16 protein-coding genes are annotated in these 21,829 nt (G+C 63.0%); 11 read left to right on the plus strand and 5 right to left on the minus strand.

The genetic code is table 11. From position 1 onward, the window contains the following. The first annotated feature begins 39 nt into the window (after positions 1-39). Complete coding sequence (locus tag AC1RJY_RS11865; protein ID WP_498602351.1) at positions 40-1,557, plus strand: glycosyltransferase family 87 protein; 1,518 nt, start codon at positions 40-42, stop codon at positions 1,555-1,557. Continuing rightward, the gene (locus tag AC1RJY_RS11870) at positions 1,550-2,995 is read left to right on the plus strand and encodes a phytoene desaturase family protein (RefSeq protein ID WP_210065239.1); all 1,446 of its coding nucleotides are present in this window, start codon (positions 1,550-1,552) and stop codon (positions 2,993-2,995) included. The genes AC1RJY_RS11865 and AC1RJY_RS11870 overlap by 8 nt, the downstream gene beginning before the upstream one ends. A gap of 5 nt (positions 2,996-3,000) precedes the next feature. Here AC1RJY_RS11870 and AC1RJY_RS11875 read toward each other — a convergent pair whose 3' ends face one another. Beyond that, positions 3,001-3,606, minus strand: a complete 606-nt coding sequence (locus tag AC1RJY_RS11875) for an NAD(P)-dependent oxidoreductase (protein WP_011776778.1) — start codon at positions 3,604-3,606, stop codon at positions 3,001-3,003. 100 nt (positions 3,607-3,706) lie between these two features. Here AC1RJY_RS11875 and AC1RJY_RS11880 point away from each other — a divergent pair, with 100 nt between their 5' ends. Then, positions 3,707-4,102, plus strand: a complete 396-nt coding sequence (locus AC1RJY_RS11880; protein WP_011776777.1) for a winged helix-turn-helix transcriptional regulator — start codon at positions 3,707-3,709, stop codon at positions 4,100-4,102. Here the strand turns inward: AC1RJY_RS11880 and AC1RJY_RS11885 are convergent. Then, positions 4,099-4,797: an ABC transporter ATP-binding protein gene (locus tag AC1RJY_RS11885; RefSeq protein WP_498602352.1), complete on the minus strand. Its 699-nt coding sequence runs from the start codon at positions 4,795-4,797 to the stop codon at positions 4,099-4,101. The two genes, AC1RJY_RS11880 and AC1RJY_RS11885, sit on opposite strands and share 4 nt — an antisense overlap. A 24-nt stretch (positions 4,798-4,821) precedes the next feature. Next, entirely contained in the window at positions 4,822-5,901 is a 1,080-nt protein-coding gene (locus tag AC1RJY_RS11890; protein WP_498602353.1) for an ABC transporter permease, read from the minus strand. 195 nt (positions 5,902-6,096) lie between these two features. Here AC1RJY_RS11890 and AC1RJY_RS11895 point away from each other — a divergent pair, with 195 nt between their 5' ends. The 4 genes from AC1RJY_RS11895 to AC1RJY_RS11910 all read left to right on the plus strand — a co-directional run bounded on the left by AC1RJY_RS11895 (position 6,097) and on the right by AC1RJY_RS11910 (position 14,114). After that, positions 6,097-7,377 carry a sensor histidine kinase gene (locus tag AC1RJY_RS11895; protein ID WP_498602354.1) on the plus strand — a complete coding sequence of 427 codons (1,281 nt, stop codon included), beginning with the start codon at positions 6,097-6,099 and terminating at the stop codon, positions 7,375-7,377. Beyond that, positions 7,374-8,030: a response regulator gene (locus tag AC1RJY_RS11900; protein ID WP_011776773.1), complete on the plus strand. Its 657-nt coding sequence runs from the start codon at positions 7,374-7,376 to the stop codon at positions 8,028-8,030. Before AC1RJY_RS11895 ends, AC1RJY_RS11900 begins: the two co-directional genes overlap by 4 nt. Before the next feature lie 124 nt (positions 8,031-8,154). Next, positions 8,155-12,003, plus strand: coding sequence for an NPCBM/NEW2 domain-containing protein (locus AC1RJY_RS11905; RefSeq protein WP_498602355.1), 3,849 nt, complete (start codon positions 8,155-8,157; stop codon positions 12,001-12,003). 113 nt (positions 12,004-12,116) lie between these two features. After that, positions 12,117-14,114, plus strand: a complete 1,998-nt coding sequence (locus AC1RJY_RS11910) for a penicillin-binding transpeptidase domain-containing protein (RefSeq protein WP_498602356.1) — start codon at positions 12,117-12,119, stop codon at positions 14,112-14,114. On the opposite strand, the gene AC1RJY_RS11915 is transcribed toward AC1RJY_RS11910, so the two are convergent. Continuing rightward, the gene (locus AC1RJY_RS11915; RefSeq protein ID WP_498602357.1) at positions 14,098-15,657 is read right to left on the minus strand and encodes a serine hydrolase domain-containing protein; all 1,560 of its coding nucleotides are present in this window, start codon (positions 15,655-15,657) and stop codon (positions 14,098-14,100) included. The two genes, AC1RJY_RS11910 and AC1RJY_RS11915, sit on opposite strands and share 17 nt — an antisense overlap. Positions 15,658-15,808: 151 nt before the next feature. Here AC1RJY_RS11915 and AC1RJY_RS11920 point away from each other — a divergent pair, with 151 nt between their 5' ends. From AC1RJY_RS11920 to AC1RJY_RS11930, 3 genes are all read left to right on the plus strand, one after another. Further along, positions 15,809-17,491, plus strand: a complete 1,683-nt coding sequence (locus tag AC1RJY_RS11920; protein WP_014923323.1) for an ABC-F family ATP-binding cassette domain-containing protein — start codon at positions 15,809-15,811, stop codon at positions 17,489-17,491. 155 nt (positions 17,492-17,646) lie between these two features. After that, positions 17,647-18,414 (plus strand): DeoR/GlpR family DNA-binding transcription regulator, encoded by a 768-nt coding sequence (locus AC1RJY_RS11925; protein ID WP_498602358.1) that lies wholly within the window; start codon positions 17,647-17,649, stop codon positions 18,412-18,414. Then, positions 18,411-19,598 carry an MFS transporter gene (locus AC1RJY_RS11930; protein ID WP_011776767.1) on the plus strand — a complete coding sequence of 396 codons (1,188 nt, stop codon included), beginning with the start codon at positions 18,411-18,413 and terminating at the stop codon, positions 19,596-19,598. The genes AC1RJY_RS11925 and AC1RJY_RS11930 overlap by 4 nt, the downstream gene beginning before the upstream one ends. Here the strand turns inward: AC1RJY_RS11930 and AC1RJY_RS11935 are convergent. Continuing rightward, positions 19,543-20,247, minus strand: coding sequence for a phosphatase PAP2 family protein (locus AC1RJY_RS11935; protein ID WP_498602359.1), 705 nt, complete (start codon positions 20,245-20,247; stop codon positions 19,543-19,545). The genes AC1RJY_RS11930 and AC1RJY_RS11935 overlap by 56 nt on opposite strands. A 55-nt stretch (positions 20,248-20,302) precedes the next feature. Here AC1RJY_RS11935 and AC1RJY_RS11940 point away from each other — a divergent pair, with 55 nt between their 5' ends. Continuing rightward, complete coding sequence (locus AC1RJY_RS11940; RefSeq protein WP_498602360.1) at positions 20,303-21,805, plus strand: bifunctional phosphatase PAP2/diacylglycerol kinase family protein; 1,503 nt, start codon at positions 20,303-20,305, stop codon at positions 21,803-21,805. Positions 21,806-21,829: the final 24 nt, after the last annotated feature.

Here is a 21,829-nt window from a genome sequence, read left to right on the forward strand (position 1 = left end):
TTAAGCTGGTGAACCTCGCAGGACTGTAAGCTCGATCCCATGCAGGAGACGAAGCCTCACCGGCTGCAAAAACGTGCCCGCTTCGTGGTTCCAAGCCGCAGTGACGCCCTGCTTCGTCATTTCACGGAGCTCGTGGGCGGGCCCCTTGGCAAACATTCCTCGCCCGGAAGGATCGCATCCGGTCCGTTCACTGTGGAACGGGTCCTGATCATCCTCACAGTTTTCGCTGCGTTGCTCGCAGTGCTTGCAAAGGACTTCTGCCGGGTCCGTGGGTGGGAGACCCCCGGCCAGTTCTATGCAACCTGCTATTCCGACTTCCCGGAACTCTTCCGGAACCGCGGCTTGGGCGAGGGCATATTTCCCTTCTTCACCCAGGGCAGCCTGTTCGAGTACCCGGTTCTCATAGGCATCATCGCGGGGGTCACCGCTTTGCTTGTTCCCGGCCAAGGTGTAGGAAACGAACGCATCCTGGGCTACTTCGACGTCAACGCAACACTGATCGTTGCGGTATGGATCGTCACGGTCCTCCTGACCGCAAGGATTAACAGGCGCCGGCCGTGGGACGCCGCCATGGTGGCCGTAGCCCCCGGGATCATCCTGGCCGGATTCATCAACTGGGACATGTGGGTTGTGGGACTGCTGGCCCTGGGAATGTACTTCTTCTCCCGGGACAAGCTCATCCTGGCCGGCGTGTGCATCGGACTGGGTGCCGCCACCAAGCTATACCCGGTTCTCATACTTGGTGCTGTGCTGGTATTGGCCCTGCGCACCGGCAAGCTGCGCGTTTTCTTCATCACGGCCGGTGCAGCCATTGCGTCCTGGCTGGCTGTGAACCTGCCCGTTGCAGTGATGAACCCCTCCGGCTGGCGATACTTCTTCGAATTCAGTCAGGACCGCCCTGCCGGGTACAGCTCACCCTGGTTCGCTTACAACCTTGTGGCAGACCGGGTTCGTTGGGTGCAGATGGACGCAGCCACCATCAATACCCTGGCCCTATCCCTGTTCGTCCTCGCATGCGTTCTTATTGTTGCTTTGGCCCTCTGCGCCCCACGGCGACCCCGACTGGCGCAACTGATGTTCCTGATAGTTGCCGCATTCATCCTGACCAACAAGGTGTACTCGCCCCAGTTCGTCATCTGGCTCATACCCCTCCTCGCCCTGGCCCGACCCCGCTGGCGGGACTTCCTCATCTGGCAAGCGGCCGAGGGGCTGCACTGGGCGGCCGTCTGGATGTATCTGGGCCAAACAACCAGTGGCGGTTCCGTCCAGCACAACATCGACATGTCCTACTACGTCCTGGCCGTAGGACTGCACATGGTTGCCACGGCGTATCTCATGGTGAGGGTGGTCATCGATATCTGGGATCCTGCCCAGGATCCACTCCGCGCCCATGGCCAGGACGACCCGCATGGGGGACCATTCGACGATGCCCGGGACTGGCTGCGGCTCGATGTGTTCCGCCCCTCCCGGTCAGTGCTGCCATGGCGGCCCCGGGCTACGGTAGAGACTACCGATCCCAAAGCACCGCAGCGTACGGAGGTAAACAGCGATGGTTGATGTCGCCGTCGTCGGCGCCGGCCCCAACGGCCTGTCCGCCGCAGTGGTTATGGCCCGCGCGGGCCTGAGTGTCCATCTGTACGAGGCAGCTGATGCGATCGGCGGAGGATCGCGGACCAGCGAGTTGATCGAGCCTGGATACCTTTACGACGTCTGTTCGGCAGTGCATCCCATGGCTGTGGCATCCCCCTTCTTCCGCGCTTTTGAGTTATCGAAGCGCGTGGATCTGCGGCTGCCGGAGATCCAGCACGGCACACCGTTGGACATCGGCGGGGCCGCCCTGGCCTACCAATCCCTGGATCGGACGGTGCAGGAACTAGGCGTCGACGGTCCGGCTTACCGACGGCTGCTTCAACCCTTGCTGGAGCGCGTGGACGGGGTGGTGGACTTTACCTCCAACCAACTCCTGCGCATTCCAAAGGATCCCGTGGCGGCAGTCAGGTTCGGGCTGGCCACGCTGGACCAGGGGACCCCGCTATGGATGCGCCGATTCCGCGAAGAAGCCGCCCCTGCGCTGCTGACGGGCGTGATGTCGCATGCACTCGGCTCGCAGCCGTCCCTCAGTTCAACGGGTGCCGGACTGCTGCTCAGCGTCCTGGCGCACGCAGGCGGTTGGGTTGTGCCTGTTGGTGGTTCGATGTCCATTGCAAAGGCCATGGCTGACGACCTCACAGCGCACGGCGGCACTATCCACGTGGGCGAACAAGTGAATTCGCTGGATCAGGTCCGGCCCGCGAAAGCCATCTTGCTGGATGTTGCACCGCCAACCCTGGCACGCCTGGGTGGCTCGGAAGTTCCCGACCGCTACCGCCGGGCTCTCGAAGCATTCCGCTTTGGGAATGCAGCGTGCAAAGTGGACTTCATCCTGTCCGGACCTGTTCCATGGCGCGATCCCGGATTGGCAAAGGCCGGGACGGTCCATGTTGGCGGTTCGAGGCTGGCGATGGCAGAGTCCGAGAACCTCGTGGACATGGGCAAACATCCAACCGAGCCTTATGTCCTGGTGTCCCAGCCATCGCTGGTGGATTCGAGCCGGGCGCCGGAAGGCCGCCACGTTCTGTGGTCCTATTGCCACGTACCTGCCAACTCCACCGTGGACATGGCGGAAGCTGTCACCGCACGCATTGAGCGGTACGCGCCAGGCTTCCGGGATGTTGTGGTGGCCTCAAAAACCACGACGGCGGCGGAACTGTCCGCGTACAACGAGAACTACGTTGGTGGAGACTTCAGTGCAGGCCTGCTGGACCTCCGCGGTCTGGTGCAACGGCCGGTAGTTTCCAACGTGCCTTGGCGGACTCCCATGCCGGGCGTCTACCTGTGTTCCTCGTCAACGCCGCCAGGACCCGGTGTCACGGGAATGCCCGGGTACCACGCTGCAAGATATGCGCTCAAAGACATATTCAAGATGCGGGTACCCGGGCTGGGCGTTGGGCTTTAGCTCGTTTAGTTAGCGGCGGTGAAGCGGGCGCGGCGGTGAGCCGGGCTCTCGATTTCGTCCAGCATGACCACTGCGTAGTCCTGAGTGGAGATGCTGTTGCCGGCCGGTGAATCCTTGGCAAGGGTGTATTCACCCGTGCGCTCACCCGGCTGAATGACGGGAGCGGGAGCCAAAACTGTCCAGTCAATGGTCTCCGGCGTCTGCTTCACAGCTTCGAAAGCCTTGGCGGCAGTAGTGGCCTCAGCCTTGTAGGCCTCGGGGAAGTCGGGGGAGTCAAGCAGCCGGACGCCGTCAATCTCCAAGGTGCCGGCGCCGCCGACGATCATGAGCCGGGTTCCTTCGGCATTGCTGTAGGCGGAAGCCATCGCATCAAGCCATTCGCCATGATCGCCGCCGGTGCGGCTGGGGCCCGTAGCCAGCACGACGACGTCGTGATTCTTGGCGATGGAGGCGAAGGCCTGGGCGTCAGCCAGATCGGCTGCCTGGGCAGCGGCTCCGGGAACCTCTGCGCCCTTGCGGGAGATGGCCGTAACCTGGTGGCCGCGGGTGATGGATTCGTTGACGATCTGGCTGCCGACCATGCCCGTTGCGCCGTACACTGCGATTTTCATAGCTCTCCTTGAGGTTGGTATCCTTGCAATAACCCCAAAGGTATCCACCGGATACTGATAGCTTCAAAGGAACCTAGTTACCTCAGGGATACTGATACTCATGGATACCAAAGACTTGCCCGCCAACATCCTGGACCCCAATTGCCCGTCGCGCGTGATCTTTCAGCGCATCGGCGACAAGTGGGCTTCCTTGGTGATTCAGGTGCTGGGCAACGGGCCGGTGCGGTTCTCGGAGCTACGCAAAATGGTGAGCGTGGTGACTCCCAAGGTGCTGACGCAAACCCTGCGTGCCCTGGAGCGCGATGGGCTGATCACTCGGACCGTCCATGCCCAGGTGCCGCCGCGGGTGGACTATGAACTCACGGCGATGGGTGAGTCATTGCTGCAGCCGCTGACCATGTTGCGCCACTGGGCCGAGAGTCACGTGCCCACCATCCTGGAAGCCCGCGACGCCTATGACGAAGCCCAGGACGAAGCTCTCCTCGGCTCCCCTTAGTTGGATTGCGCGGACGGGACCAGGGCGCGGCTGATTCGTCCGTCCCGCATGGTGGCGACTGCATCGGTCAGCGGTAGGAACTCGGTGTCGTGCGTGACCATCACGGTGGCCGTCTGGAACTCATCGGTTACCTGACGCAGAAGCCGGACGATCGACTCGCTCCGTTCGTGGTCGAGCGCGGCTGTGGGTTCATCAACCAGAAGAACTGTGGGGCTGCCCATGAGAGCCCTCGCAATGTTCACCCTCTGACGTTGGCCGCCGGACAACTGGTGGGGCCTCTTGTGCGCCACGCCGGAAAGTCCGACGACGTCCAGCATCTCCGCCGCCTTCCCCCGCTCTTCGTGCACCCGCTTGCCCCGCAGATGCTCGCGAATCAGCAACTGCTCGACGGCGGTCAGGGCCGGCAGCAGGTTAGGTTGCTGGAAGATGATGCCCACCTTGTCCCGGCGAAGGGCTGTGCGTTCGGCCTCCTTGAGCGAGGCGACGTCTTGCCCATCGATGACGACCAGCCCGGCAGTGGGTTTCACCAGAGTCGCGGCGACGGCGAGCAGCGATGACTTACCGGACCCGGAGGGACCAACCAATGAAAGAAACTCACCCCTGCGCACGCTGAGGTTGACGGCATCGAGGGCCTTGAGCGTAGTGCCTCCGTCGGGGTATTCGAGGGAGACGTTGACGAGGTTCAGCGTTGTCACGGTATATGCCTTTCTAGGAATGTATTAGTTGCCGCCGAGGGCCAGCAGAGGATCCACCTTGGTCACGTTTCTGACCGCCAGGACCGCGCCAGCCAAGCCAAGGAGGATGATCCCTGCAATGGGTGCCAGCGTGGTCATAGGCGTGATCAGGAAAGGTGCAGCCTGCGCCGCGAAGATACCGCCCGCCAGACCAACAAGACCGCCAACTGAGGCGCCAACCAGCAACACCAGGGCCGCCTGGGCGAGGGCATCCCGCACTACGTAGCCGGACGGTGCCCCCAAAGCTTTGAGCACTGCGATGTCACGTGTGCGCTGCACGGTCCAGACGGTCAAGAAGGCGACGATCACCAAGGCTGAGATGCCGTAAAGAAATGCCTGCATGAGCATGAGTGATCCGTTCTCACTCTTGTACGAGCCCAGCGCCTGAAAAGAGCCCTCGGGATCGGTGCTGACCGTGCCGGCCGCCGTATTGGCTGCGTCGAGGTCAACGGTGGATCCGGCGTCGTGCTTTACAGCGAGGACAGTGGCAGTGCCGGGTGCCGCGTGTGCGATGGTCCGCCAGGTGTCGAGTGTCGTCCACACCACTCCGGTGTGGGAGTACCACTGGTCCTCCACAACGTTCGAGACCTTGATGTCCGTCCCGCCAACCCGGACGAGGCTACCGGCCTCCAGCGATAGCTCCTTGGCCAGAGTTTCGCCCACGATGACGGTTCCGTCCTCCACAGCAGACGGTGCCAAGGAGCCGCCAAAGACTGCAGCATTCGCCGTGCCGCTCGGAGTGCCACCCCCACCCAAAGACTGGAAGCGCGTCTGGCTGATTCCGAGTGCCTGCGCCGAAGTCACGCCCGGCTGTTCCCGCCAGGTCTCAAGCTGTGCCGTGGAAACCTCGGACTCTGTGTACGACGCCGTGGCCTCACTTCCGGCGGGGGCGCCAAAGACAATCTGCTGAGCGGGCAGCGCCGCAATGGCCGACGTCGACTGGTTGCCCAAGCCCGCAGTCAGCCCGGAAAGCATGACGAGCAGCAGAGTGATCAGTGCAACGACGCCGCCCATGAGCGCAAAACGGCCCTTGGCAAAACGGATGTCGCGGATGGCGAGAAACATCGGATTCCTTCGATTCAATGCGGGCTTGGTCCCGGCACCATCAACTCTTCCGGGGATGGCTCCAAGGAGCATCGGGAGCCGGGTGGATTACCTGGCGTCGAGGGGTTGAACCGGCGATCATCCAAATGGTTGATTCCCGCCCTGGAGCGCTGAATCCGGGGCGGATTGCACAACGCCGGGGATACGCTGGGAAGCATGCAGTCTCCCGCTGGCGCCGCCACAATCCTCCGCGTGCTGCGCGTGAGCCTGCATGTCGGTTTCGCGTTCCTGCTGCTGGTGGCAATCGTTCGTTTGCTGACTGGCGTGGGAACCGCCGGGACGCCCTCGCCGGTGGCACTGACCGCCGGTTTGGGGCTTTCCGTCCTGCTGGCTGCCGTCTATCTGGCCGGAACCGTTCTGGAGAAGCGCCATTCAAGCGACCCCTCGCGGTTCAACCCCTCAAAGTACGCACGCTGGTGGCTTGCCGCGGTGATGCTCTTATGGTTGCTCCTCCTCCTGGTCAGCAGCGACTTCGCATGGGTGGCGTTCCCGCTCTTCTTCCTGCAATTGCACCTGCTCCCCCGTGGACTCGCGTTACCCGCGATTGCTGTGAGTACTGCCCTTCTGGTGGGCACGCTGTGGTTCCACAGCCGGGGATCGTCCGACGGCGGCCTGCAGCTTTCGATGATCCTGGGACCGGTGTTCGGGGCCGTCTTTGCGGTGGTTACAGGGCTGGCTTACCGGGCACTGTTCCTGGAAGCCGAAAACCAACGCACAGTTGCCGACGAGCTGCGCAGGACACGCGCCGAGCTTGCCCGAACCCAGCACGACGCCGGAATGCTGGCTGAACGTGAACGGCTCGCCCGGGAAATCCACGACACCTTGGCTCAGGGCTTCTCAAGCATTGTGCTGATGGGCAGGTCCGCGGAGAAAGCCTTGGAGAGCAGCGATGTGGAGACGGCGAGGGAGAGCTTGAAAATCGTTCAGGACACAGCATCGGCCAACCTTGCCGAAGCGCGGAGCTTTGTGCGCGGCTTGCGTTCACCGGATCTTGAGCAATCGGGACTCGTGGACACGCTCCGACGACTCTGTGAAAAAACGGAGACGGAAGCTGCTGCCCGGGGTTCCGCGTTGCGCTGCCGCTTCGAGCTGGTGGGTGCGCCCGTAGAGCTGCCGAATACGTACCAGACCACCCTGCTCCGGGCGGCCCAGGCTTCCCTCGCGAACGTGTGGGCGCATGCCCACGCTCGGGCCGCCGTCGTGACGCTGTCCTTTCTGGGCGAGGAGGTGACGTTGGATGTTTTCGACGACGGCATAGGTTTCGAACCGTCGACGGCGGCAGGTACAGCGCGTGGCGACGGCACCGGCGTCGGGCTTCAGAGCTTGCGTGAGCGGCTTGCCGCGCTGGATGGCAGCCTGGAAATCGAGTCGGCTCCGGGCGAAGGGACAGTGGTTGCGGTCCGGATGCCGTTGCCGGTGGATGAAGGTGCTGTGTGAGTGATATTCGGGTGCTGTTAGTGGACGACCATCCCGTGGTCCGGGCCGGACTCCGTGCGATGCTCGCCGACTTTCCAGGCGTCACCGTGGTTGCCGAGGCATCTGAGGGTGATGCCGCGCTGGTGGAACTCAGCAAGCTGCATACCTTGGGCGAGCCCGTGGACCTGGTGCTCATGGATCTGCAAATGGGCAGCGGCATGGACGGTGTGACGGCCACGGAGAAGATCAAGGCCGGCGAGGGCGGTAATCCCCCGCCACCCGTGTTGATTCTGACGACTTACGACACCGACGCCGATATCCTCGCCGCAGTGGAGGCTGGCGCCAGCGGCTACATGCTGAAGGACGCGCCGCCGGAGCAGATTCGGCAGGCTGTCCTGTCCGCAGCGGCCGGGCAAACCGCGCTGGCGCCCGAGGTCGCGGCGCGCCTCATGGGACGCATCCGGAACCCCTCACCGGCGTTGAGCGGCCGGGAAGTCCAACTGTTGGAGCTCTTGGCGACGGGAATGAGCAACCGCGCCATGGCCAAGCAACTCTTCATATCCGAGGCCACGGTGAAGACTCACCTAGTGCATATCTACTCCAAGCTCGGGGTGGACAACCGTACGGCAGCCATTGCCGTCGCTACGCAGCGCAGGATTATCCGCGGCCACTGACTCCCCTAGGTGGATAGGCAATTTTGGTGAAACGGTTGACCTTTGCCCTTTTTGCAGTGACGATTAGTGCACGTTTCGCTATGAGTTAGATCACAAAAAGTCACTCGTCGAAAGTTGGCCCCACATGTTCGCACCCTCCTTGGGCTTGTCCGGCGCTGCTCCCAACAGCGCCGGCTACTCCAGAAAAGGCTCGTTAGCCAGGAAGGCCGCCTCCCTCGGCTTGGCCTCGCTACTCCTCGCAGGAACCATCCCCGCTCTCACCTTTGCCACTGCCGCCAATGCCGCTCCCGGCGACCCGGCATCCATCAAAACCGTCACCCCCGAAGTCCCAGTCGATGCCGCCGGAGTACCCCTCGGAGCGGTGACCGGGTTCACCCAGTCCGGAAACGTCGTCGACCTTTCCGCTGAAAAGGGCGCCATCAGGGTCACGTTCCTGGACGACGGCAACTTCCGTTTGGAAGCTGACCCCAGCGGAAAGTTCACCGACCCGGCCAACACCGACCAAGGCGACCCTGCCAGGACTGCCAACATCGTGGTGGGCAAGGACAAATTCCCCGGCAGCACGCCCACCGTAACGGATGGCGATTGGCTGGTTTTGAAGACCGCAAAGATCAGCGTCGAGATCAGCAAGGCCACAACCCAACTCCGCGTCCTCAGGGCTGACGGCTCGCTGGTTCTGGAGGAGTCCGCGCCCATCACCTTCGGCGCCAACTCGGCCACACAGCACCTCGCCCAGCAGGACGGCGAACAGTTCATCGGTGGCGGCATGCAGAACGGCCGCTCCGTCCACACCGGCGCTCTGATCAACATCGCCAAGAACTTCGACTGGGACGACGACGGCTACCCCAACGCTGTGCCCTACTACATGTCCTCCAAGGGCTACGGAGTCCTCCGCGACACGTTCGCCCGCGGCTCCTACAACTTCGCTGGCCAGCCCACCACTACGCATGAGGAAAAGCGTTTTGACGCCTACTACTTCGTGGGTGACTACAAGCAGTCCCTGGGCGCCTACACCACGCTGACCGGCAAGCCGATGATGCCCCCGGTCTACGCTTTGGAGTACGGCGATGCTGACTGCTACAACCGCTCCAACCCGGGCTACTCCTCCTCCGGTTACGGCGATCCCGACGGCGCCAAGCAGAAGACCCCCGACGCCATCAAGACCGCGCGGAAGTTCGTTGAGAACGACATGCCCGCCGGCTGGATGCTGGTCAATGACGGCTACGGCTGCGAGTACCAGCAACTTCCGGAAACCGTGAGCAACATCGAGGAAGAAACCGACCTCAAAGTTGGCCTGTGGACGCAGCGCTCGTTGACCAACCAGGAATACGAAGTGGGCGAGGCCGGTGTCCGGCTCCGCAAGCTGGACGTCGCGTGGGTGGGCCAGGGCTACCGCCAAGCGCTCACCGGTTGCGAAGCGGCGCACGGAGGCATCGAACAGTACTCAAATGCCCGCGGCACCTCGCTGATGGTTGAAGGCTGGGCCGGCTCCCAGCGCTGTGGCATGCAGTGGACGGGCGACCATTCAGGAAACCTCGACGCCGTCCGCTGGCAGGTCTCGGCCCTCACCGGCGCCGGCAACTCAGGTTTGGCGTTCACCACCGGTGACGTTGACGGCATCTTCGGCGGCTCTGCTGAGTCGTACGTTCGCGACCTCCAGTGGAAGGCTTTCGCCCCGGCGCTCTACTCCATGTCCGGCTGGGCTGCGACAGACAAGCGTCCGTGGCTCTACGGCGACGAGGCGACTGCCATCAACCGCCAGTACCTCCAGCTCCGCCAGCAGCTCATGCCCTTCATTTACACGCTGGCTCAGGAGTCATCCACAAGCGGGGTTTCCATGATGCGTTCCATGGCCCTTGAGTTCCCTGACCAGGAATGGTCCTACGGTGCCGAGGCGAACAACCAGTTCATGCTCGGTTCCGATTTCCTTGTGGCCCCGGTCTTCACCCAGACCGATGTCCGCAATGGCATCTTCCTCCCCGCAGGCCAGCAGTGGGTGGATTACTGGACCGGCAAGCTCTACCAGGGCGGCCAGATCCTCAACGGTTACAACGCACCGCTGGACAAGCTGCCGGTGTTCGTTCGTGCCGGTGCGGTGATCCCGCAAGGCATCGTGGCCCGCAACGCCTCGTTGGTTCCGGAAGATTCCATGATCACCTTGGACGTCTACGCCAAGGGCCAGGACACCTTTACTTTGTACGAGGACGACAAGGTGACCCGCGAATTCAAGGATGGCAAGTCCTCCAGCCAGCTCTTCTCCGTGGATGCCCCAGGCACAGGCAACAGCAGCGTCAAGGTGTCCATCGGTGAGCGGAAGGGTGAGTACACCGGCAAGGCGGCGGCACGTCCCTATGAATTGAAAGTCCACGCCGGCGCAGCGCCCAAGGACGTGAAGATTGGCGGCACCAAGCTGGCCCAGCACTCCACGCAGGCAGCCTACGCCGCGGCAACCACCGGCTGGTACTTCGATGAGGCCAACAACGGCACCATCTGGGTGAAGACGGGCTCCATCGCCTCCAACCAGTCCGCCACTGTCCAGCTACAGCAAGCCGGTCCATTGGGCGGCAAGAGCCAGGAGGACGTTGCAGCTGAGGTTCGCGTGACAACCGGCCAGCAGGTTTTCCAGGATCAGGAAACCACGGTCACGGCGGCGTTCGTGAACACCGGAACCAAAGCCAAGACCAACGTCGTCCTGACCCCGATCCTGCCTGAGGGCTGGACTGTGGTGTCTTCCTCCGGCGCAACCGCGGCGAAGGTCGACGGCGGTGCGGCCACCACCGCAACGTTCGTCATCAAACCCGGCTCCAGCGCAGAGGCGGGCCAACAGACTGTGCGGGTCTCGGCGTCGTACGTTGCTTCGGACGCGAACCAATCGGTGTCCGGCGGCAACCAGATCTACGTAGCCTTTGGTTCTCTGGCCGCGGCGTACAACACCGTTTCGGTCACCACGGTGGCAGGTAAGGCGCTTGGAAACTTCGACGGCGGCGGGGCCACCTTCGCTGCCGAGCAGCTGGCCGCCGCCACGGTTCCTGCCGGCGGAGTCCGGCCGGGCAGCACGGTGACAGTGGACGCCGGAAAACCGACGCAGGTTGACTACACGTGGCCGGCCGTCGGACCCGATGTCCCCAACTCGGTGGCGTTGTCCGCGCAAACCATTGCCGTCAAGGGCAAGGGAACGCACTTGGCAGTCCTTGGATCCGCTGCAGTAGGCAATGGCACCAGCCCCACCCTGACACTGACATATGCCGATGGAAGCATGGAAAAACAGTCCATCTTCTTCCCCAACTGGCTGCAGCCGTCGGTTCTTAACGGCGCGGTGCTCGCAGTGTCAGAGCAGGGCCGCAACAACGCCAACGGGCCCTCGCCGGAGTACACGCAATACAAGTACCAGGCGTTCTCCAACACGGTCCGGCTCAACCCCACCAAAGAGTTGGCATCCGTCACCCTGCCCACCGACACCCGAGTGAAGTTCTTCGACTGGAAAGTGACATCGCAGCCGCTGCCGGACGTACCGGTTGGCTCCGTATATGCCTCGGAAACGCCATGGGTGCAGGCTTTGAACGGCTACGGCGTGATTGGCAAGAACGTGGCGAACAAGGACTCGGCGTCGTCCCCGGACAAGCCGTTGGCCATCAACTACACGGACCCCGCAACCGGTCAGCAGCCTGTGTTCAGCAAAGGTCTGGGTGTGCACGCGGCGTCCAAGATCACCTATTACTTGGGCGGCAAATGCACCTCGTTCACCTCCCAAGTGGGCCTTGAGAGCGGTTTCGGCGGCAACATCATCTTCAAGGTCAACACCGACGGCGTGAACAAGTACCAGTCGCGCACGTACACTCCGGGATTCGCGCCGGAGGCCGTGGTCGTTGACCTCACCGGCGCCGCCTATGTGGAATTGGTGGTGGACCCCTCCGGATCCATCAACGGGGCACATGGTGTGTGGGGTGATGCCAAGTTCACTTGTGCTTCGTAACCTGACGTGAAGATCGCCGTCGCTCGCCAACTCCAGCCTGGGTGGCGGGCGGCGGCTGTCCGTTTAACGGGCACCACAAGAAACTGTCAGTGGAACCGGGCATAATGTCGCAAATGGGGAAATTGAGAAAACACGGTCTTGTCCTTGGTCTCGTATCGCTGGTGATGGCTGGTTCGCTGACTGCCTGTGATGACGGCCGCGCCGGTGCGGAGGGAGCAGCCAAGCAGCTCGCCTCCTCATTGTCAGCGCTCGACGTCGGCTCGCTCGCGGTTGAGGGTAAGGACGCTGCCGCGGCCAACGATCAGCTCAAGGCGGTTTTTGAGGGACTCGAGGCCAAGCCGTCGGTGGCATCCGGTGACGTCAAACTCGACGGCGACACCGCAACTTTCCCCCTGAACTACAGCTGGAACATCGGCTCGGCCAAGTGGGAGTACAGCTCCGAGGCCACGCTGAAGAAGTCCGGCGACAAATGGGCTGTCCAATGGACACCGGCCCTCCTTGCTCCGGAACTCTCTGAGGGTGAGACCCTTTCCGTCAAGACAGTTCCCGCCCAGCGCGGCCAGATCCTGGGTGCAGGAGATGCCCCGATCGTTGAGGACCGTCCCGTCTTCCGTGTTGGCATCGACAAAACCAAGGTCCCGGCAGAGCAAACCGACGCCTCAGCACGTGCCATGGCTGCACTCCTCGGGCTGGACGCAGAAGAGTACGCCAAGCAGGTTGCTGCGTCAGGTCCGCAGGCTTTCGTGGAAGGCCTCGTCCTCCGCGCGTACACGGCGGAGATCACTGAAGCGAAAATTGAGGCCATTCCCGGCGGTTCGAGCATCCTCGACTCCATGGCTTTGGCACCAACCCGCACTTTTGCGCGGGCATTGCTGGGCAGTGTTGGCCAAGCCAGCGCCGAACAAATTGAGAACTCCAACGGTGCGCTGCGTGCTGGAGACACCACGGGTACCGGCGGCCTGCAGCAGAAGTACGACTCTTTGCTGCGCGGCAAAGACGGCGTGGAAGTAGTTGCCACGCCTGAGGTGAAGTCTCAAGGCGAGACGCCCGGCACCAAAGTGTTCTTCTCGTCGCTCCCAGCCCCTGGCACTACGCTCAAGACCACGCTTGACCTGAAACTCCAGCAGTTGGCCGAAGAGACCTTGGCCGGTGTTGGGCCGGCGTCGGCCATTGTTGCCCTTAAACCATCAACCGGAGCTGTCCTTGCTGCAGCGTCCGGACCCGGAAGCAACGGCTACAACACGGCACTGCTGGGCCAGTACGCACCGGGCTCCACGTTCAAGATCGTTGATTCCCTGGCGATGTTCCGGAACGGCGCAACCCCTGATTCCAAGGTTGAGTGCCCATCCACGCTCACGGTTGACGGCCGGACGTTCAAGAATGCCGAGGGCTACCCGGAGAGCTCACTTGGTTCGGTGGCCTTGCGCGACGCATTTGCGCACTCCTGCAACACCGCCTTCATCAACGCCCGCGACTCCGTCAGCCAAGACCAACTCGAATCCGCGGCCCAGGCTCTGGGCGTAGCGGTTGAAGCACCCAAGCTGGGTGCTGACGCGTTCCTGGGTTCGGTTCCCGGTGCCGCGGAAGGCACCGAGCACGCCGCTTCCATGATTGGCCAGGGCAAGGTGCTCTTTTCCCCGCTTTCGGCCGCAGTCATGGCAGCTTCCGTTGCTAACGGCGCTCCTGTTTCTCCGCAGCTCGTGCTGAACGCCGACGCCGCCCAGAACCCGGACACGGGCCAGGACCCCAGCGCCGGCGCCACGCCCACAGAAGGCGGCACCGCGTCGCCGTCGTCCGCTTCAGTAAGTGCCGTTCCCGTATCACCGGCGTCCACCAAGCCGATCACCAAGGAAGAAGCTGCTGCCCTGTCCGACATGATGCGGGCTGTCGTGACCTCCGGCCACGCAGGATTCCTGGCCGAAGTGCCCGGGACGCCGGTAGGAGCGAAGACCGGTACCGCAGAGTTCGGCAACGACAACCCACCTAAGACGCACGCGTGGATCGTCGCGACGCACGGGGACCTGGCAGTTGCCGTGTTCGTGGAAGAAGGCGGCCTGGGTGCCACCACCAGCGGGCCCCTGCTGAAGTCATTCCTTACCGCGGCTGGCTGACTTTGGAAGGCGTCCGCGCCCTCCAGAGAAGCAAGGCCGTTCGTGGGATAGGCCAAAGGACAGCCAAAACCAGGACAGGTACCAAGGAAATCCCGACGTCGGGAAACTGGCGGATGATGACGGCCACATTGGTGTCGAACCTCGCGGGTGCGTAAAGGAAGCACAGCCATAGCGCGAACGCATCAAGGAGGAGGGCGCTGACTGCCAGGGTGGGTGGCTTCCACGTCCGGGACCTTCCGCGGTCCCGAAGCAGGACAGAGAGTGAGAGCCACAAACTGAGCAGCTCCGCGAGAAGCAGTCCCAGCGCGACCCCCCAGCTGTAGCGCTGCAACCAGTCTTCTTGCACCATTGTGGGTACGGGTGACTGTCCGTGGAGAATCCGCAGGACATTGCCATCAATGACTTTGAGCCGCGAGGGCGCGGACGTGTCATTGGCGTTGATGACCAACGCGATACCGATACCGGAATCGGGAATCATTGCCACGTAGGTGTGCGAGTTGCCCCATTCGCCCTGGTGTTCCAGCAGTAGCGGCAACTCTGAATCCTGTGGTTGCTTGGCTGGATCCGCGGACTCCACAAGTGGGCGGGTGAACCATCCCATGCCGTACCCCTTGGAGCCGTCTACCTGCACGCCAGGCTCGAACATCGCGTTCACGCTGTGCGGCTGGAGGATGCGGGCGTCGCCGTACCGCCCTTGCCCCAGCAGTGCTGTTAGCTCGTGACCCAAGTCCTCGGCGGAGGAGTACATAGTGGTGGACGGCATACCGGTGGAGGGCGCAGGAACATCCGTCTGCCGCCAAAATGAGCCGAACCACAAGGAATACCCGGCAGCCACGTTGTCTGCGCGGGCAGCCGCTTGCGTCGGATGGCTGTGGGTCATGTTCAAGGGTTCAAAGATGTGCTGCCTCATGTAATCGCCGAAAGGTTGGCCCGAGACTGTCTGCACCAGGAGACCAAGAATGTTGTAGTTCGCGTTGGCATACCCGAAAGCTTCCCCGGGTGACCTGGCCAGAGGCGAGCCTGACAAAGCACGCACACCATCTTCAAGGGCTTCCGGGCCTTGCGCGTCGCTGCCTTCAAACGCCGTGTCTGCTGATGACATACCGCTGCTTTGGTGGAGCAAGTGGCGGACGGAAATTCCGGATGCGCGGCTGTCCTTCAACGCAAACCACGGCAAGTACGTCCGCACAGGTTCATCCAATTCCAGCCGACCAGCCTCAACTTGCTGCATCACGGCGATTGTCGTCAGTGACTTACTGGTGGAAGCCAAGAGCACGGGCGTGCGGACCGTCATGGGCCTTCCCGAATCGTCAGCACGGCCAAACGCAGCAGAATGCACCTGGACACCGTGCTGGACAACCACCACAGCGGCGCCGGGAATCCCTAGGATGCCGAGCTGGTCTTGCAGGAAGGCGTCCAACTCCCCGTAGGCTGACCCTGCGATGACGGCATTGTCCGGAGCCGGAGTAGTGGAACCTCCCAGAACGGCGGCGGCAAGGACACACGACACTAAGCCGCGCGATGACCATCGAGAAACCCGCATGCCGCACCTGCACTTCGGCTGACCGTCCTTTCACGGTAAGGCGGGGGGACGTGGAAAACAATGCTCCGCCAACCGCGCGCGAAGTCAGCCCACGCACCCACGCCTAGTGCCGCCGTCGAGCGCCAATCCGCCGCCGTGGGAGGATTGAAACGTGGCCCATATTGACGTTTCCGGCATCGACTACTTCCTCTCCGACGGCACCCAGCTGCTCAACGGGGTGACTTTCAAGGTCCCCGATGGCACCAAGACGGCGCTCATCGGCCCCAATGGCACGGGCAAGACCACCCTGTTCAAAATCATCTCCGGGGATCTCACGCCGGACGAAGGCGTTGTGGGCCGTTCCGGAAACATGGGCATCATGCGCCAGTTCGTCGGCCAGGTCCGCGACGAATCAACCGTCCGCGACCTCCTGGTTTCCACGGCACAGGCCGGCCTCGCCGCCGCTGCCAAGGCCGTGGAGGACGCCGAGCTCGCCATGATGGAGCACGACGACGAGCCCACCCAGATGAAGTACGCCCAGGCAATTGTGGACTGGGGAGATGCCGGCGGGTACGACGTCGAAACCGTCTGGGACGAAGTCTGCATGGCAGCACTCGGAATTTCCTTCGACAAAGCACAGTTCCGCCGCGCCTCGACGTTGTCCGGTGGCGAGCAGAAGCGCCTGGTGCTCGAGGCCCTGTTTGCCGGTCCGGATGAGCTCCTGCTCCTCGACGAGCCGGACAACTACCTTGACGTGCCCGGGAAGCGCTGGCTCGAGGGGAAGCTCAACGAGTCCAAGAAGACCGTGCTGTTCATCAGCCACGACCGCGAGCTGCTCAACAACGCGGCCGGCCGCATCGTTACGCTTGAACCCGGCATCAACGGTGCCGGGGCATGGATCCACGGCGGAGGCTTCGGCTCGTACGTGGAGGCACGCGCCGACCGCAACGCCAGGTTCGAGGAACTCCGCAAGCGCTGGGACGAGGAGCACGTAAAGCTCAAGGAACTCGTCAACATGTACAAGAACAAGGCAGCCTTCCGTTCCGACATGGCCAACAGGTACCAGGCAGCGCAGACCCGCCTTGCCAAGTTCCTGGAAGCTGGGCCGCCCGAGGCCCTGCCGATCGAGCAGAACGTCAAGATGCGCCTCAAAGGTGGGCGAACTGCCAAGCGCGCCGTTGTAGCCGAGAAGCTCGAACTGACCGGACTGATGAAGCCGTTCTCCACGGAGATCTGGTTCGGCGACCGCGTTGGCGTGCTGGGATCCAACGGCTCCGGTAAGAGCCACTTCCTGCGCCTCCTTGCCACCGGCGGCACCGACCCCGAACGCGAGCACCTGCCAGTGTCCGACGTCGTGATCGCTGAAGTGCCGCACGAAGGGGCCGTTAAGCTCGGCGCCCGCATCAGGCCCGGATTCTTCGCGCAGACGCATGTGCGCCCTGACCTTCTGGGCCGTACCTTGTTGGAGATCCTGCACCGCGGCGACGAACACCGGTCCGGCCTTCCTCGTGAGGCTGCCGCTGGAGCCTTGGATTCGTACGGCTTGGCCGGTCAGTCCGAGCAGAAGTATGAGTCCTTGTCCGGCGGCCAGCAGGCTCGTTTCCAGATCCTGCTGCTGCAGCTTTCCGGTGCCACCCTGTTGCTGCTCGACGAGCCCACGGACAACTTGGACCTGCACTCGGGCGAGGCTTTGGAACGAGCAATCGATGCTTTCGAGGGCACTGTCCTGGCTGTCACACACGACCGGTGGTTCGCCAAGTCCTTTGACCGGTTCCTGATTTTCGGCTCCGACGGCAAGGTCTACGAATCCGAGGAACCCGTGTGGGACGAGAAGCGGGTGGAGCGCGCCCGGTAGTTCCGACGCTCTCTCACATAACAGCCCTTTTTGGCCGACGCTCTTGCAGTTGCTGCAAGAGCGTTTCCCTTTAAGCCGTGGGATGTGAGAGAGCGTTGGATGCGCAAATGATCACTCATGGTGATTAAATGAGCAATCCTTGCTACGGTTGAAGCATGGGAACTGCTGACCGCCACCGGCTCATTGGCGAGCTGCTGCGTACACGCGAAGAAGCCACAGTGGACGAGCTCGTCCAAGCTACGGGAGCCTCCGGGGCCACCATCCGTCGAGACCTCGAAATCCTCGCAGCCAACGGGGTGCTCAGGCGCGTCCATGGTGGTGCCCGCAGCTTGCTGGCACGGGGAGACAATCCCGGCTACGGACAGCGCGAACTTGAGGACCACGAGGCAAAGGTCCGTATAGCCCAAGCCGTAGATCCACTGATCAAGGACCGCGAGCACGTGTGGCTGGATAGCGGTTCCACGGCCACGGAGATCGCACGCCGCCTGAGCCACCGGGCACTCACGGTGATGCCCATGTCCTTGCACGGGGTGGAGGCGCTGACGCGGAACAAGGACCGCCACGCTCCGGAGCTCATACTCCCCGGGGGTCGCCTCACCCCCGGGGAACAGTCGTTCAGGGGACCCATGACCGAATCCAACGTTCGCTCACTGAGGTTCGACACCGCCGTCGTAACCCCCTGCGCCCTCAACCTCAAGGACGGCCTTCTGGCGCACGACATAGAGGACGCCGCCGTTAAGCGCGCAGGTCTGGAATCGGCGGCGAGGGTGATTGTGGCTGCCTCAAAAAGCAAGTGGAATGCCAGCGCAGTAGCACTGGTTGCAGCCATGGACACCGTTGCCGTGATCGTGACAGACCAGGAACCATCCCCCGAAGATCTTGCCCGGCTCAACAAACTCTCCGTGGAAGTTGTGATTGCATGACCACCAACACCAGAAGCACCACCAACGTCAACGCCGCTGCGGTGGCGACGTTCCTGATCTTCGGCATGAACGGTTTGGTCTTCGCCAGCTGGGCTGCCCGCATCCCCGCCGTGACCGAGGCACTCAGCCTGACGTCCGGCCAGATGGGCACTCTGTTGCTCTGCACCGCCGTCGGATCCTTGCTGGCGCTTCCATCAGCCGGATGGGTGGTGGGCAGGATCGGTACAGCCAATACGGTCCGGGTGGCCGGCATCGTGGCGGGGGCTGCCGGCGCGGCCATTGCCTTCTCACTGATGGCCGCGTCCGTTCCGGGCACAGCCGTTGCCCTCTTCTTCTTCGGTATCGGTATCGGCCTGTGGGACGTGGCGCAGAACATTGAAGGCGCGGACGTCGAACACAGGCTCAAGCGCACCATCATGCCGCAGTTCCATGCTGCCTTCAGCGGTGGCGCGTTCCTGGGCGCGCTGATCGGTGCCGGCCTCTCCCAACTGGGTGTCGGCTTGCCTGAGCACCTGTTGGTCATCGCGGCCATCGCCGTCACCTTGGCGCTGACGGTCCCCAAGTACTTCCTGCCGCACGAGGTCGAAGAAATTCACGACGGCGGCGCGGCGGCTGAGAAGGGCCCCACGGCTTGGAGGGACGGCAGGACGCTGCTCATCGGCGTCGTGGTGCTGGGTGCCACCCTTACCGAAGGTGCGGGCAACGACTGGATCGCAAAGGCTGCAGTGGACGGGCTTGGCGCCTCGGAGTCCACTGGCGCATTGCTGTTCGCGCTCTTTGTCCTGGCCATGACCGTGATGCGGTTCCTGGGTGGCAAGGCAATCGACAAGTTTGGACGAGTGAACGTCCTCCGGGCAAGCATGGCCGCGGCCGCCGTGGGCCTCGCATTGTTCGTCTTCGCCGGCAATGTGATCCTGGCCGGCGTTGGTGCGGCGCTGTGGGGCATCGGCGCGGCGTTGGCCTTCCCCATGGGAATGTCGGCCGCAGCGGATGACCCCAAGCATGCAGCGGCTCGGGTGTCTGTGGTTTCCACCATCGGTTACATAGCGTTCCTAGCCGGCCCGCCCCTCTTGGGCTACCTCGGCGACCACACCGGAATCCATCTGGCCTTGCTGGCCATTGGCGCGCCTATTTTGCTTGCTCTGTTGCTTGCCGGCGTTGCGAAGCCTTTGCCGCCCAAATAGTCCGCCCGTCCGCGCGCTCATTCTCCTTGATGCATATATCGCGTAATCGCCACCACATCAGCAGGACAATGCCGGCAGCCAGACAGGCGCCGCCCAGGACGTCACTCAACCAATGGGCCGACAGATAGGTGCGGCTGATCATCATCGCGATGATTCCGGAGACGGCCAACAGTGCCATCCATGATCGACCGATGAGGATGGCGAGCACCATCAGGAACGCCGTGGTGGTTGATACATGCCCCGAGGGGTATGAGCCTGTATCGGTGAGCACTTTGGCACCTTCCGGCCTGTCCCTACCCACCACAGCTTTGGCGAGCTGCGTCAGTGCCAGTACGGCGATGCCGCTTGAGGCGGCGAACACCGCGGCCATAGGTCGTTGCCATATGAGGAGCGAGATCGCGAGCACTACGTGGAAGACCAGCATCCCCGCATACCCGCCCCAGTTGAGGACAACGTTCACGCCATCCCAGAAGGGTGAGTGCAGGCTGAAGGCGTAGGCCTGCCAGGTAACGTCCACGCCGTTGAACGCCGGCTCGCCTTGACCGGCCATCAGCAGTATGCCCGGCACTGCGAAAGCGCACAGCAGGAGCACTCCGGGCGTGACCAACTGCCAGGCGGGCCGTTGACGAGGACGGAGTACACGAATCATCCATTCATCGTAGCCACGGCAGCTGGGCGGCACCGGCAAGGGTTAGTGTGATGGGATGCGAGGCTTCTTGGGCAAAGGCCCCAAACGGATTGCAAGATTCGACCATTTCCTGGTCCGGGCTGTGTCCCGGCAACCCCAGGGTGATCACGACGTGTTTTTCCGAGAACTCTCTGCCGCGGCAACCAAAGGCAAACTGTGGTTCGGCATAGCGGGGATTATGGCCACGTTCCCAGGGAAGCCCCGGAGGGCAGCCCTCCACGGACTCCTTGCCCTGGGCGTTGCCTCCGGGGTCACAAACCTGGTCTTCAAAACGGCACTCCCGCGCAGGCGGCCACTCCCTGAGCACCTGCCACTGTTCCGCTTCGTGAATCCACAGCCGACGAGTTCCTCCATGCCGTCAGGCCACTCAGCGTCTGCGGTGGCGTTCGCGGTGGGTGTCGGCATGGTCTCGCCCGCACTCGGCGCCGCACTGGCACCGCTTGCTGCGGGGGTTGCCTACTCGCGCGTGCACACGGGGGCCCATTGGCCCTCCGATGTGGTCTTCGGTTCCGCTCTCGGTGCGGGAGCGGCACTGCTGACCCGCAAGTGGTGGCCGGCCCGACCGCCCGAACCGACGCCGCGCCGGACGCCTGCGGAAGCTCCCGCAATTTCCGACGGCGAGGGGCTGGGTATTGCGGTCAACGTCCTGGGCGGGTCCTACTCCCCCGAGACTGCAGAGTTATTGAAGGTTATATTCCCAAAGGCTTATATACGCGAAATTTCCGAAAGTGAAGACGTAGCTGCTGAGATCGATGCAGTGGCAACCCGGCCAGGCACCTTTGCACTCGGCGTCTGGGGCGGTGACGGAACGGTTGGCACTGCGGCGGCTGCCGCCGTCGAGCATTCACTCCCGCTCTTGGTGCTTCCAGGCGGAACGCTCAATCACTTCGCCCGCGACCTTGGCACCGGTTCGATTGACGACGCGATCGATGCCGTGACCAAAGGACACGCAGCGTCCGTCGACCTGGGGCACGTGGTGGTGCAACGGGGACTACCTGAAATGCCGGAAACCACAGAGCTGGGCATGCTGAATACGGCGAGTGTCGGCGTCTATCCAAACCTGGTTCGACGTCGGGAGAGACTGCAACCTGCCATGGGTAAACCGCTGGCAAGCGTGGTGGCATCGCTGCGCACCTTCGGCGTGAACTCCCCCACCACGCTGCTGGTGGACGGGGTGAAGCACAAACTCTGGATCCTCTACATGGGCCGGGGCAGGTTCTATCCCAGCGACCATGCACCACTTCGCCGGCCGGTGCTGGACGACGGTGTTTTCGATCTGCGCATGATCACTGCGGACGAGCCATTCGCCCGGGCGCGGCTGCTGTGGGCGGTGGTTACCGGCACCGTCGCCGCCTCCAAAGTCACCCACCTGACCGAGGCCACCACCATCACGGTGGAGGCTCTTGGCCAACCGTTGGTCCTGGCCGTTGACGGGGAGCCGAAGCCCGGGGTCCGCCGTGCCACGTTCACTGTGAAACCGCGCGAGCTCACCGTTTACTCGCCGTTGCCCGTCGACTGAGCGAAAAGCCCGGGTTTCAACGCG

It is taken from the genome of Arthrobacter sp. GW822-FHT05G07, assembly GCF_058799755.1.